This window comes from Ideonella azotifigens, assembly GCF_021043325.1.
GTDB classification, from domain to species: Bacteria; Pseudomonadota; Gammaproteobacteria; order Burkholderiales; family Burkholderiaceae_C; genus Ideonella; species Ideonella azotifigens.
Map to the genome: position 1 here is coordinate 82,838 of NZ_JAJNKD010000011.1, position 12,445 is coordinate 95,282.

Below are 12,445 nucleotides of genomic sequence, written 5' to 3' on the forward strand. Positions count from 1 at the left end.
TGCCGCCACAAACCACCCGCGACCGTCACAGTCTGTTCATGCTGGAGGCGGACAGTCGGAGCATGCAATACAGCCCACCCACGCCTGCGGACCTGCGCCGCTTGAAGGAAGAACTCGGCATGACCGGGGTCGAGATGGCCGAGTTGTTTGGCTTGGCCGGCGGCCAGCAATGGCGCAAGTACACCGGCGGCCAGGCGCCGCGCGGCATGGGCCTGCACATGCTGTTCTTTGCCGCGGCCAGGCTGGCGCTCACGCCCGAGGAACTGGAACGGGTGGCCAGCCGCATGCACGCGGCTGGCGCCGAGATCAAGCTGGGTGCCGCGCCAGGCGCTCAAGCCGAGCCGGCCGCACCTGACACGCCACCCACGCTGGCAGCCCAGCTCGCGATGCTCGCCTGCACCGCAGACTGATCGGGATCCGGGTTCAGCCGCTCAGCTCCGCCCTTCCCGGTCGTCCGGGTTGTTCTCGTTGGCCCAGGTCATCGCCGCCTGCAGGCCGGCATCTGCCGCCTCTTCTTCGGTGCCATACAGCATGCCGGTGTCGCCGGTGGCCGAGGCGTCGGCCTCAGGGTCGTCTTCGGTGACGCTGAAGTGGGCCTCGAAACGCCCGTCCGGCTGCGCCTGGCTGAAGCCACGCAACGTGAAGTGGCCGAGGTAGCCAGTCTGCAACTTTTCCATTTGACGCTCCCGTTTTGACTTTGGCAGCCACCAGTATGCGACGCCGGTTGGCCCACCAAGGTGACAGCCTCGGCGCCGGCAGGGACGCGTGCCACCGCATGGCCGGGCGCGCCGATTGCCCGCCTCCGCCACATGCCTACGGGGAGCCGATCAAGCCATGCACTGCCAGCAAGACCTCGCCATTTCCCGCCGTGACCTGCTGATTGCCGGCGCTGCGTCCACGGCCAGCGTGGTGCCCGCGGCAGACGCCGCTGCCGTGCCCACGCCAGCACCCTCGCCGCCCGCCTCCGGCGTGCCCATGTCCAAGGTCAGCTTGCAGGTCAACGGCCAGACGCGCACGCTGGAACTGGACAACCGCACCACGCTGCTGGACGCGCTGCGTGAGCACCTGCAGCTGTTCGGCACCAAGAAAGGCTGCGACCACGGCCAGTGCGGCGCCTGCACGGTGCTGGCGGATGGCCGCCGGCTGAACTCGTGCCTGACGCTGGCGGTCATGCACGATGGCGCCAAGGTCACGACCATCGAAGGCCTGGGCACGCCGGAGCGGCTGCACCCGCTGCAGGCCGCCTTCGTGAAGCACGACGGCTACCAGTGCGGCTACTGCACGCCGGGGCAGATCTGCTCGGCCGTCGGCATGCTGGACGAGGTGGAACGCGGCATACCCAGCCACGTGAGCGCCAGCCTGACCGAGCGCCCGATGCTCTCGGCCGAGGAACTGCGCGAGCGCATGAGCGGCAACATCTGCCGCTGCGGTGCGTACTCGAACATTGCCGATGCGATCACCGAGGTCGCGCAGCAGCAAGGAGGCCAGCCATGAAGCCCTTCACCTACGAACGCGCCCGCACCGCCCCCGAAGCGGCAGCGGCCGCGGCGCACCACCCCAACGCCAAGTTCATCGCCGGTGGCACCAACCTGCTGGACCTGATGAAGCTGCAGATCGAGGTGCCTTCGCACCTGATCGACGTCAACGGCCTGGCGCTGGACCAGATCGATCCGACACCCGAGGGCGGCCTGCGCATTGGCGCGCTGGTGCGCAACACCGACCTCGCGGCCAACGAACGGGTGCGACGCGACTACGCCGTGCTGTCCCGCGCGCTGCTGGCCGGCGCCTCAGGCCAGTTGCGCAACCGCGCGACCACCGCCGGCAACCTGCTGCAGCGCACCCGCTGCCCCTACTTCTACGACGCCGCCCAGCCCTGCAACAAGCGCCAGCCCGGCAGCGGTTGCAGTGCCATTGGCGGCGTGACGCGGCAGCACGCCATCGTGGGCACCAGCGCGGCCTGCATCGCCACGCATCCGAGCGACATGGCCGTGGCCATGCGCGTGCTGGACGCGACGGTCGACACCGTCCGCCCCGACGGCCAGGCCCACCACATACCGATTGCCGACTTTCACCGCCTGCCCGGCGACACGCCGCAGATCGAAACCGCGCTGGTGCCGGGCGAGTTGATCACCAGCGTCACGTTGCCCAAGCCGCTGGGCGGCCTGCACGTCTACCGCAAGGTGCGCGACCGGGCTTCGTATGCGTTTGCGCTGGTCTCGGTCGCTGCGGTGCTGCAGCCGGACGGCAGCGGCCGCGTGGCGCTGGGCGGCGTGGCACACAAGCCCTGGCGCGTGGAAGCCGCCGAAGCCGCACTGCCGCAAGGCGCCAAGGCGGTCACTGCCCAGTTGCTCGCCGGCGCCAAGCCCAGCGACGACAACGCCTACAAGCTGCAGCTCGCCGAGCGCACGCTGGCCGCGGTGCTGGTCCAGGCCAAACAAATGGGAGGCTGAGCGATGAAATTCGACACCCCTGCGGGCACCAACCCGATCGACCAGCTGAAGGTCGTCGGCCGTCCGACCGACCGCATCGACGGCCCGCGCAAGACCACCGGCACCGCGCCGTATGCCTATGAGCGGCCCGACGTGGCCGCCAACCCGGCTTACGGCTACCCCGTCGGCGCCACCATTGCCAAGGGCCGCATCACCGCGATGGACCTGAGTGCCGCGCGGGCCGCGCCCGGCGTCATCACCATCGTCACCGCAGGCAGCGCCGGCCAGCTCGGCAAGGGCAAGCGCAACACGGCCAAGCTGCTGGCCGGGCCCGAGGTGCAGCATTACCACCAGGCTGTGGCGCTGGTCGTTGCGCAAAGCTTCGAGCAGGCCCGCGCTGCAGCGCAGCTGGTCAAGGTCGAATATGAAGCCGCCGAAGGCAGCTTCGACCTGGCCGCCGCCAAGGACTCGGCGAAGAAACCCACGCCCAAGCAGGACCCGGAGCCGGACAGTGCAGTGGGCGACTTCTCTGGCGCCTTCGCCGCCGCGCCGGTCCAGCTGGACGCGACCTACCGCACGCCCGACCATGCCCACGCGATGATGGAGCCACACGCCACGCTGGCCGCCTGGAAGGGCGACGAACTGACCGTGTGGACTTCGAACCAGATGATCGACTGGGGCCGCACCGACCTGGCCGCCACGCTGAAGATGCCCAAGGAAAGAGTGCGCCTCATCTCGCCCTACATCGGCGGCGGCTTTGGCGGCAAGCTGTTCCTGCGGGCAGACGTGCTGCTGGCCGCGCTGGGCGCCAAGGCCGCAGGCCGGCCGGTCAAGGTGATGCTGCCGCGGCCCTTCATGTTCAACAACACCACGCACCGGCCGGCCACCATCCAGCGCATCCGCATCGGTGCCGGGAAGGACGGCAAGATCAACGCCATTGGCCACGAAAGCTGGTCCGGCGACCTGGCCGAAGGCAAGCCCGAAACAGCGGTCAACCAAACCCGCCTGCTCTACGCCGGCGCCCACCGCATGACCGCGATGCGACTGGCCGTGCTGGACCTGCCCGAGGGCAACGCCATGCGCGCGCCCGGCGAGGCGCCGGGCCTGATGGCGCTGGAAATCGCCATGGACGAAATGGCCGAGAAGCTGGGGCTGGACCCGATCGAATTCCGCGTCATCAACGACACCCAGGTCGACCCCGAAAAGCCGGACCGCCGCTTCTCCCAGCGCCGCCTCACCGAATGCCTGCGCACCGGAGCCGAGCGCTTCGGCTGGGCCAGGCGCTCGGCCAAACCCGGCCAGCGGCGCGAAGGCCAATGGCTGATCGGCATGGGCGTGGCCGCGGCGTTTCGCAACAACCTGCTGATGAAGTCCGGCGCCAGGGTGAAACTGGACTCGCGCGGCATCGTCACCGTCGAAACCGACATGACGGACATCGGCACCGGCAGCTACACCATCATTGCGCAGACCGCTGCCGAGATGATGGGCGTGCCGCTGTCGCAGGTGAACGTGCAGCTCGGCGACTCGGCCTTCCCGGTCTCGGCCGGCTCAGGTGGCCAGTGGGGTGCCAACAGTTCCACCGCCGGCGTCTATGCCGCCTGCGCAAAACTGCGCGCCACCCTCGCGGCGCGACACGGCTTCAACCTCGCCGAAGCCGTGTTCACCGACGGCGAGATCCGTGCCGGCAACCGCCGCATGACGCTGGCCGAGGCCGCGGGCAAGGACGGCGCCGTCGCCGAAGACACGATGACCTACGGCGACCTGGACAAGCGCTACCAGCAGTCCACCTTCGGCGGCCATTTCGTCGAAGTGGCCGTGGACGCCGCCACTGCCGAAATCCGCATCCGCCGCATGCTGGCCGTCTGCGCCGCCGGCCGCATCCTGAACCCCAAGTCCGCCCGCAGCCAGGTCATCGGCGCGATGACCATGGGTGCAGGCGCCGCGCTGATGGAAGAACTCGCCATCGACCACCGCAAAGGCTTCTTCGTCAACCACGACCTCGCCGGCTACGAAGTCCCGGTGCATGCCGACATGCCCCACCAGGACGTGATCTTCCTCGACGAAACCGACCCCATCTCATCGCCGATGAAAGCCAAGGGCGTCGGCGAACTCGGCATCTGCGGCGTGGCCGCAGCGATTGCAAACGCGGTCTACAACGCGACGGGTGTGCGGGTGCGGGAGTATCCGGTGACGCTGGACAAGTTGCTGGCGGGCTTGCCGGGGGAGGCATAGTGCGGAGGGCAAGCCAATCTGTCTGGCTGCATGACCTGCGGTCGAATCAGGCCCGCGGCTTTGGCGTAGGCGCCACTCGCTTGCGGGATGCGGGGGCTGGCGTGACCGCCGACGATAGGCAGCGCGCGACATTGGCTGAGACGAGGTCGCCGATGGTCTTGCGGGTGGCGCGGCGGACGCCGTTGCTGTCCAGCAGGGACTCCAGGGATTGGGCGACGCCGCACACCTGGTCGATGGTGCGCAGCGCGAATGCCGCGTCCACGTCGCAGGCCTTGGCCAGTGCAAGCAGCGATGCGCGCGATGGGTGGCGGGCCTCGCCCATCACCGATGTCTGGTGGTAGCCGCCAGGGCCCTGGTTGAACGTCATGTTGGCAGCGCATCGGCAATGAAGCCGGGCAGTTGCAACAGGTACTGCGGGAACCCTGAGTAGGTTTGCGGCGTCAGCGGCACGTTCAGTCTGGAAAACTCGATCCGCTTCTCAAGGGCAGCCCGCGAGTATTCAAACAAAACCTGGGAGCCGTTTTGCGCGAGCGTGCCCAGCGCCCACTCCTGCCCCCAACCGCGGAAGAAGACTTCGACCTTCTTCATTGCGGCCTGGCCTTTCGCACGCGAACACGGGTGGCACCGGCCACCCGCTCCAGCTCGGCAATGGTGACATTTGCCTTCGGCGCAAACGCCTGTGCCAGGTCGCCGATCACACCCAGGGTCTGAGCCACCTTCACCATCGAGGTCATCGTGGTGTTGCCACCCGACTCCAGCGCCTTGACGGCGTTGAGGGCGACGTGAGCCCGCGTGGCGAGCTCTTGCTGGGTCCAGTTCAGGGCCTGGCGCTGCTGCCGCAGCCGCGCGCCAAGCTCATCGAGCACCTGGCCGGCTGAAGCAAGGCGAAAATCGATCATGCTTTGGCCATATATGGGCCCATAAAGAGGCCCTTATCTTCAAAATATGGCCAATTGTAGACCTTATATAGGCTGTATGGCCAAGGCGAGCGACATTGGCACTCGCCTCGGGCTCACAGATACCTGTTGACCAGGTTCTCCATCGCTTCCTGCCGGCCCGAAACCGGCAGCACGTCCTGGTTGCGCGAGAGCACATGTTCGGACAGCGCCTCCAGCGTCACCTTGCCCTCCAGCACCTGTTGGCCAAACGGTTCGCGCCAGCCGGCATAGCGTTGGTCGACGGCGCCGGCCAGGCGGCCTTCCTCAAACATGCGGGCTGCGATTTCCAGTGCGTGGGCGCAGTGGTCCATCGCGCCGACGTGGCCGTGGAACAGGTCGACGGCGTCGATGGACTGGCGGCGGACCTTGGCGTCAAAGTTCAGGCCGCCTGTGGTGAGGCCGCCGCCCTTGAGCACGTGGTAGAGCGCCAGCGAGGTGTCGGGCAGGTTGTTGGGGAACTGGTCGGTGTCCCAACCGAGCTGGGCGTCGCCGCGGTTCATGTCCAGGCTGCCGAAGATACCCAGCGCCTGCGCGGTGGCAATTTCATGCTCGAAGCTGTGGCCGGAGAGCGTGGCGTGGTTGGCTTCGATGTTGACCTTGACCTCTTTCTCCAGCCCGTAGCGGCACAGGAAGCCGTAGACGGTGGCGACGTCGAAGTCGTACTGGTGCTTGGTCGGCTCGCGCGGCTTGGGCTCGATCAGGATGGTGCCTTCGAAGCCGATGCGGTGCTTGTACTCGACCACCAGGTTCAGGAAGCGGCCGAGCTGGTCCAGCTCGCGCGGCAGGTCGGTGTTGAGCAGGGTTTCGTAGCCTTCGCGGCCGCCCCAGAGCACGTAGTTCTCGCCGGCCAGCAGCTTGGTGGCGTCCATCGCGGCCTTCACTTGCGTGGCGGCCATTGCGAAGATTTCCGGGTCCGGGTTGGTGGCGGCGCCAGACATGAAGCGCCGGTGGCTGAACAGGTTGGCCGTGCCCCACAGCAGTTTCACACCGGTGCGCTGCTGGTGCGCCGCGAGCTTCTCGACCATGCGCTCGAAGTTGGCCAGGGTTTCGCGCGGCGTGGCACCTTCGGGGGCCACGTCGCGGTCATGGAAGCAGTAGTACGGCACGCCGAGCTTGCTGAAGAACTCGAAGGCGGCCTCGGCCTTCAGCGCGGCCAGCTCCATCGGGCTGCCGCCGCTGAACCACGGGCGCTGGAAGGTGTCGCCGCCAAACGGGTCCAGCCCGGTCCAGACGAAGCTGTGCCAGTAGCAGGCGGCAAAACGCAGGTGCTCGGCCATGGTCTTGCCCAGCACCAGACGGTCCTTGTCGTACCAGCGGAAGGCCAGCGGGTCTTCGCTGGCAGGGCCTTGGTAACGGACGGGCGCCACGCTGGCGAAGTAGGAGGAATCGGTGCTCATGGTGGCTTGCTTTCTGCCCGCGGGCGGACGTGAAGGAAGAAGGACGAAAAGGGACGGTTCAGTGCGTCGGCACTGCGGCATGCAGCGCCGGGTACAACGAGGTGAATCGCGCGTAGCGGGCCAGCAGGCGCTCGCGTTCTGCCGGGTCCGGCAACCAACGCTGGGCCACGGGCGGCGCGATGCACACCTGCGCCTCATCCCCGCCCGCGGCCAGCCAGCCGAGCCGCGCGGCGCCCAGTGCGCCACCGGCTTCGCTGCCCGCATGGCCGACCAGCGGCAGGTCCAGCGTGGAGGCCAGCATCTGCGCCCACAGCGCACTGCGGGCGCCGCCGCCCACGAGCGACAGCTCACCCACTTCGGTGCCGGCTGCGGCCAGCGCGCGCCAGCCGTCGCGCAGGCCAAAGGCCACGCCTTCCATCACCGCGTGGGCGATGTGGGCCGGGCCGTGTTCATGCGTCAGGCCGGTCAGCGAGCCGCTGGCGTGCGGGTTGTTGTGCGGCGTACGTTCGCCTGACAAGTAAGGCAGGAACAATGGCGCGGCGGCCTTCTCGGCTTCGCTCAAGGTGGCGGCCTGGGCCAGCAGCGTGGCCACGTCGGGCTGCCCGGTGAGCTTGGCGGCCCAGGCCAGGCAGCTTGCGGCAGACAGCATCACGCTCATCTGGTGCCAGCGGCCCGGCAGCGCGTGGCAGAAGGCGTGCACAGCGGAAGACGGGTTGGGCCGGAAGCGGTCATTGCAGACGAACAGCACACCCGAGGTGCCCAGCGACAGGAAGCCCTGCCCTGGCTTGACCGCGCCAATGCCGACCGCGCTGGCCGCGTTGTCGCCACCACCACCGGCCACCAGCACGTCCGCCGGCAGGCCCCAGCGCTGCGCCAGCGAAAGCCTCAGCCGGCCGCTGACTTCGCTTCCTTCCACCAACCGCGGCATGTGGCTGCGGCTCAGTCCACAGGCAGCCAGCAGCTCGTCCGACCAATCCCGCCGCGCCACGTCCAGCCACAGCGTGCCGGCCGCGTCGGACATGTCGCTGACCTTGTCGCCGGTGAGCTGCAGCCGCAGCCAGTCCTTGGGCAACAGCACGCTGGCAATGCGCTCGAACAACGCCGGCTCGTGGCGCGAGAGCCAGACCAGCTTGGGCGCCGTGAAGCCCGGCATCGCCAGGTTGCCGGCGATGGCCGGCAGCTGCGGCTGCGTCTGCATCAGCCATTCGCATTCGGCGCCGCTGCGGCCGTCGTTCCACAGGATGGCCGGGCGCAGCACCATGTCGTTGGCGTCCAGCACCACCGCGCCGTGCATCTGGCCGGACAGGCCGATGGCGCGCACGCGGCGCATGGCCTCGGGCTGCGCAGCGGCCAGGCGCGCCATGGCTGCGTCGGTCGCGGTCCACCAGTCGCCCGGCGCCTGCTCGGACCACAGCGGCTGCGGGCGCGAGACCTGCAGCGGCTCGCTGGCGGTGGCGAGCACCTGGTGGCGCTCATCCAAAAGCAGCAGCTTCAACTCGGACGTGCCGAGGTCCATGCCAATGAACATCGAGGGCTTTCTTGAGGTGCCTGTTTCAAGCCGCAGGCACGGGGTAACGAAGTCGTGGGACTCAGGTTCCAGTCGCCAAAACCGGTTGCAGATCGGGGTTGCGTGCAGTGCGGTGCGCCGGCTGGCGGCCGCCGATGATCATGCCCAGCACCTCGTCCTGCGTGACATCGGCCACCGCCTCGGTGCCGACGACGTGGCCGTTTTTCATCACCGTCACGCGGTCGCAGACCTCGAACACATCCGGCATGTCGTGGCTGATCAGGAAGATGCCGATGCCTTGCGCTTTCAGGCGGTGGATGGTGTCGATCACCATGCGGGTCTCGGCCGGACCGAGGGCGGCGCAGGGCTCGTCCATGATCAGGATGCGGGCGTTGAAATACAGCGCGCGGGCGATCGCCACCGTCTGCCGCTGGCCGCCGCTCATGGCTTTCACCGGCCGGTGCAGCTGCGTGAAATGCGGGTTCAGCTTGGCGATGATCTGCCGCGCCTCGTGCTCCATGCGCGGCGTGTCCAGCGTGCCCCAGCGCGTCATCAGCTCGCGGCCGAGGAAGAGGTTGGCGGCGGCGTCCAGGTTGTCGGCCAGCGCCAGGGTCTGGTGGATGGTCTCGATGCCGGCGGCGCGGGCGTCCCGCGGGCTGGCGAAGGCCACCGGCTTGCCCTCGACCCGGAACTCGCCGCTGTCTGGCGCGTACACGCCTGAGAGCATCTTGATGAGGGTGGATTTGCCGGCGCCGTTGTGCCCCAGCAGGCCAACGACCTCGCCCGGCCGCAGGTCGCAGCTGACGTCGTCCACGGCCATCACCCCGCCGAAATGCTTGCTGACGCGGTCGACCTCGACCAGCCGCGGCAGCCCGGAAAAGTTATCGCGCATCACCGGCTGCTCCTGCGGTTGTAGACCACGTCAAACCACACCGCACCGATCAGCACCAGGCCGATGCAGATCTGCCGCTTGGCGCTGGACACGTCCATCAGCACCATGCCGTTGTCCAGGCTCTGGATCAGCAGCGCACCCACCACCGAACCGGCGATGGAGCCCACGCCGCCGGCCAGCGAAGTGCCACCGATCACTGAGGCGGCAATCACATACAGCTCGGCCATCTGGCCGATCGAATTGGCACCGGCATTCAGTCGAGCGGTGGTGATGACCGCGGCCAGCGCCGCCAGCGCACCCATCAGCATGAACAGCGTGAGCATCACGCGCAGCGTGGGAATGCCCGAGAGCAGCGCAGCGTCAGGGTTGCCGCCCATCGCGAACACATAGCGGCCGAAGCGGGTGCGCGTGGCGACGAAGCTCATCGCCAGCACCACCGCGATCAGGATCAGCACCGGCACCGCAATGCCCTTGCCCACCCGCTCCTGCTGCGCATTGAACGCGGTGTAGCTGTTCATCACCCACACGAAGCCGATGATGGCGCCGCACTGCAGCAGCACGCGCAGGCCGTCGGCCCACAGCGCCAGTTGATCGGCGCCGTAAGCCGTGCGGCTGCGGCGCACTTGCACCCGCTGCCAGACCACGAACACGCAGGCCAGCAGGCCCAGCACGCTGCTCCAAAGCGGGCCAATGGCGCCCGAAAGGCCGCCGCCCAGCAACTGGTAGTCAGGGGCCAGCGGGGCCAGCGTCTGCCCGTCGGCCACCAGGAAGGCGGCGCCGCGGTACATCAGGTAACCCGCCAGCGTGACGACGAACGCCGGCACTTGGCGGTAGGCCACCCACCAGCCCTGGAACGCGCCCACCAGCAGCCCACCGGCCAGGCCGGCGACGATGCTGAGCGGCCAGCCCCAGCCGGCCTCCGGCGGGAACAGCACCACCTGGGTGTAGGCGATCAGCATGCCGCTGAACGCCAGCAGCGAGCCGACCGAGAGGTCGATCTGCCTCGCCACGATCAGGAACACCATGCCGCAGGCCATCACGCCAGTGACGCAGGTCTGGATCGACAGGTTGTACAGGTTGCGTGGCGACAGGAAGGTGCCTTCGGTCAACAGCCCCAGGCCCACCCAGACAGCCAGCAGCACCAGCAGCATCGAGGTGAAGCGCGGGTCGAAGCCGGTCTTCTGGAAAAAGCCCTGCAGCGAAGGCCGCAGGGTGGACGCCGTGGGGCGGCTCAGGGTGGTCATGGTGGGTGCGTCTTGCTTGCTTCGCTCAACCGTTCAACGGCAAGCCTTGGGGCCGCTGGAAGCGTCCACGCCGCCGCAGACCTGGGCCTTGGTCGCCCAGCCGGCCGAGACCACGTAGTCCAGGTTGTCGGTGGTGATGGCCACGGGCTTCAGGAAGACCGACGGAATGGCCAGCTTCTTGGTGCCGCCGCTCCAGATGGCTGCGCCCTGCACCGCCGCAGGGGCCGTGCCCTTGGCCATCGCCACTGCGAAGCGGGCCGCGGCCTCGCCCAGCGTACGCGTGTCCTTGAACACGGTGACCGTCTGCTCGCCACGGGCCACGCGGTTCAGCGCGGCAATATCGGCGTCCTGGCCGGAAACCGGGATGCCACGCAGGTTCTGCGACTTCAGCGCCGCGACCGCGCCGCCGGCCGTGCCGTCGTTCGAGGCGACCACCGCGTCCACCTTGTTGCTGTTGCGCGTGAGGATCTGGTCCATGTTCTTCTGCGCGATCTCGGGCGACCAGCCTTCGGTGTACTGCTCGCCGACAACCTTGATCTTGCCGCCTGCAATGGCCGCCTTCAGCACCTCCAACTGGCCAGCGTGCAGGAAGTCGGCGTTCGGATCGGTGGGCGAGCCCTTGATGAACACGTAGTTGCCAGCCGGCTTGGCCTTCAGCACCTCGCGCGCCTGCATGCGGCCGACCTCGACGTTGTCGAAGGTCAGGTACAGCACGCCGGTGTCCTGGATCAGCCGGTCGTAGGCCAGCACGGGGATGTGCTCTTCCTTGGCCTTGCGCACTGCGGGCAGCACCGCGTCGGCGTCATAGGCCAGCACGATCAGCGCATTCGCACCGCGCGTGATCAGCCCTTCCACGTCCGCCAGCTGCTTCTCGTTCGAGCCCTGCGCGTCCGCACTGATGTACTTCGCGCCCAGCTTCTCCAGCGCCGCCTTGATGGCGCTCTCGTCGCGTTTCCAGCGCTCTTCCTGGAAGTTGGACCAGGACACGCCAACCACAATGTCCTTGGCCTGTGCCAGCGCCGAAGCGCCCAGCAGGCCTGCCAGCAGCAGCCGCGCCGCAAATGTGTTGAGGGTCATCTGTCTGTCTCCTTGACCACCGTCAGCGCGACGGCAGCACGTCTTCGCGAAGCTCCGCAAACGAAGCGCCGATCGGTTCGCTTATTTAGTTTGATCGACGAACAAACAATATCTTCGGATCGTGACCGCGTCAAGACGCGCGGGCTGGGGGTTTTCCGGGGGCATGCCTCGTTCGGGCTTGGCTGCGCAGCGGACCACTCGCAGAATCGAACTTCATGCGCGGCTCGGCTGTCCTGCGAGCAATGCCCTCCCCTCGTTCAACGGAGCCCGACCGATGCACCAAGGCGCTTGCCACTGCGGCGCAGTCCGCTTGACCCTGCCCTCCACGCCGGAGGTGGCCACGGCCTGCAACTGCTCCCTCTGCCGCCGCAGCGGCGGCCCCTGGGTCTACTTCCCGCTAGGCACGGTGAAGATCGAAGGCCACCCCGAGTGCACCACCGAATACATCTGGGGCGACCGCACGCTGCGCAACATCCGCTGCCGCACCTGCGGCGTCGTCACCCACTGGGAACCCATGGACCCGGTTGCCTGCCCCCGCCAAGGCATCAACTTGGGCAACTTCGATCCGGCGTTGATTGCGGCGGTAAGGGTGCGACGGTTTGATGGGGCGGAGACGTGGACGTTTGTTGATGAGTGAATCCGGAAATGAACTCGCGGGGCGGCTGCCCCTCGGCAGGGTCTGAGAAAAATTCTCAGCCACGAGGCCCTTCGACGATGATGCGCCATTCA

At 67.9% G+C, this 12,445-nt stretch carries 14 protein-coding genes; 5 read left to right on the plus strand and 9 right to left on the minus strand.

All coding sequences use genetic code 11. From position 1 onward, the window contains the following. Nucleotides 1-62 precede the first annotated feature (62 nt). Complete coding sequence (locus LRH25_RS21295; protein ID WP_310733306.1) at nucleotides 63-410, plus strand: hypothetical protein; 348 nt, start codon at nucleotides 63-65, stop codon at nucleotides 408-410. Nucleotides 411-431: 21 nt separating this feature from the next. On the opposite strand, the gene LRH25_RS21300 is transcribed toward LRH25_RS21295, so the two are convergent. Beyond that, on the minus strand, nucleotides 432-677 hold the full coding sequence (locus LRH25_RS21300; RefSeq protein WP_141286177.1) for a hypothetical protein: 246 nt from the start codon (nucleotides 675-677) through the stop codon (nucleotides 432-434). A 157-nt stretch (nucleotides 678-834) separates the two neighbouring features. Between LRH25_RS21300 and paoA the strand changes: the two genes are divergently transcribed. From paoA to paoC, 3 genes are read left to right on the plus strand one after another with little or no spacing between them, the layout of a single operon-like run. Beyond that, nucleotides 835-1,494 (plus strand): aldehyde dehydrogenase iron-sulfur subunit PaoA, encoded by a 660-nt coding sequence (paoA, locus tag LRH25_RS21305; RefSeq protein WP_141286179.1) that lies wholly within the window; start codon nucleotides 835-837, stop codon nucleotides 1,492-1,494. Beyond that, a complete protein-coding gene (locus LRH25_RS21310; RefSeq protein ID WP_141286181.1) occupies nucleotides 1,491-2,450 on the plus strand; it encodes an FAD binding domain-containing protein in 960 nt (319 codons plus the stop codon). The genes paoA and LRH25_RS21310 overlap by 4 nt, the downstream gene beginning before the upstream one ends. Before the next feature lie 3 nt (nucleotides 2,451-2,453). Beyond that, a complete protein-coding gene (gene paoC, locus LRH25_RS21315) occupies nucleotides 2,454-4,661 on the plus strand; it encodes an aldehyde oxidoreductase molybdenum-binding subunit PaoC (RefSeq protein ID WP_141286183.1) in 2,208 nt (735 codons plus the stop codon). Between the two features lie 46 nt (nucleotides 4,662-4,707). Here the strand turns inward: paoC and LRH25_RS21320 are convergent, their stop codons facing one another. The 8 genes from LRH25_RS21320 to xylF all read right to left on the minus strand — a co-directional run bounded on the left by LRH25_RS21320 (nucleotide 4,708) and on the right by xylF (nucleotide 11,716). Continuing rightward, nucleotides 4,708-5,028 (minus strand): hypothetical protein, encoded by a 321-nt coding sequence (locus tag LRH25_RS21320; RefSeq protein WP_141286185.1) that lies wholly within the window; start codon nucleotides 5,026-5,028, stop codon nucleotides 4,708-4,710. Then, nucleotides 5,025-5,249: a HipA N-terminal domain-containing protein gene (locus LRH25_RS21325; RefSeq protein ID WP_141286187.1), complete on the minus strand. Its 225-nt coding sequence runs from the start codon at nucleotides 5,247-5,249 to the stop codon at nucleotides 5,025-5,027. The genes LRH25_RS21320 and LRH25_RS21325 overlap by 4 nt, the downstream gene beginning before the upstream one ends. Continuing rightward, nucleotides 5,246-5,560, minus strand: a complete 315-nt coding sequence (locus tag LRH25_RS21330; protein ID WP_141286188.1) for a helix-turn-helix domain-containing protein — start codon at nucleotides 5,558-5,560, stop codon at nucleotides 5,246-5,248. The genes LRH25_RS21325 and LRH25_RS21330 overlap by 4 nt, the downstream gene beginning before the upstream one ends. A gap of 113 nt (nucleotides 5,561-5,673) precedes the next feature. Further along, nucleotides 5,674-6,996 (minus strand): xylose isomerase, encoded by a 1,323-nt coding sequence (gene xylA / locus LRH25_RS21335; protein ID WP_141286190.1) that lies wholly within the window; start codon nucleotides 6,994-6,996, stop codon nucleotides 5,674-5,676. A gap of 58 nt (nucleotides 6,997-7,054) precedes the next feature. Further along, a complete protein-coding gene (gene xylB, locus LRH25_RS21340; RefSeq protein ID WP_231012172.1) occupies nucleotides 7,055-8,524 on the minus strand; it encodes a xylulokinase in 1,470 nt (489 codons plus the stop codon). Between the two features lie 61 nt (nucleotides 8,525-8,585). Then, nucleotides 8,586-9,395, minus strand: a complete 810-nt coding sequence (locus tag LRH25_RS21345; RefSeq protein WP_141288284.1) for an ATP-binding cassette domain-containing protein — start codon at nucleotides 9,393-9,395, stop codon at nucleotides 8,586-8,588. Continuing rightward, nucleotides 9,395-10,639, minus strand: a complete 1,245-nt coding sequence (locus LRH25_RS21350) for a sugar ABC transporter permease (protein ID WP_211361415.1) — start codon at nucleotides 10,637-10,639, stop codon at nucleotides 9,395-9,397. The genes LRH25_RS21345 and LRH25_RS21350 overlap by 1 nt, the downstream gene beginning before the upstream one ends. A gap of 33 nt (nucleotides 10,640-10,672) precedes the next feature. Next, nucleotides 10,673-11,716, minus strand: coding sequence for a D-xylose ABC transporter substrate-binding protein (gene xylF / locus LRH25_RS21355; RefSeq protein WP_141288285.1), 1,044 nt, complete (start codon nucleotides 11,714-11,716; stop codon nucleotides 10,673-10,675). 274 nt (nucleotides 11,717-11,990) lie between these two features. On the opposite strand from xylF, the gene LRH25_RS21360 reads away from it, so the two are divergent. Further along, nucleotides 11,991-12,353 carry a GFA family protein gene (locus LRH25_RS21360; RefSeq protein WP_141288286.1) on the plus strand — a complete coding sequence of 121 codons (363 nt, stop codon included), beginning with the start codon at nucleotides 11,991-11,993 and terminating at the stop codon, nucleotides 12,351-12,353. The last annotated feature ends 92 nt before the right edge of the window (nucleotides 12,354-12,445 follow it).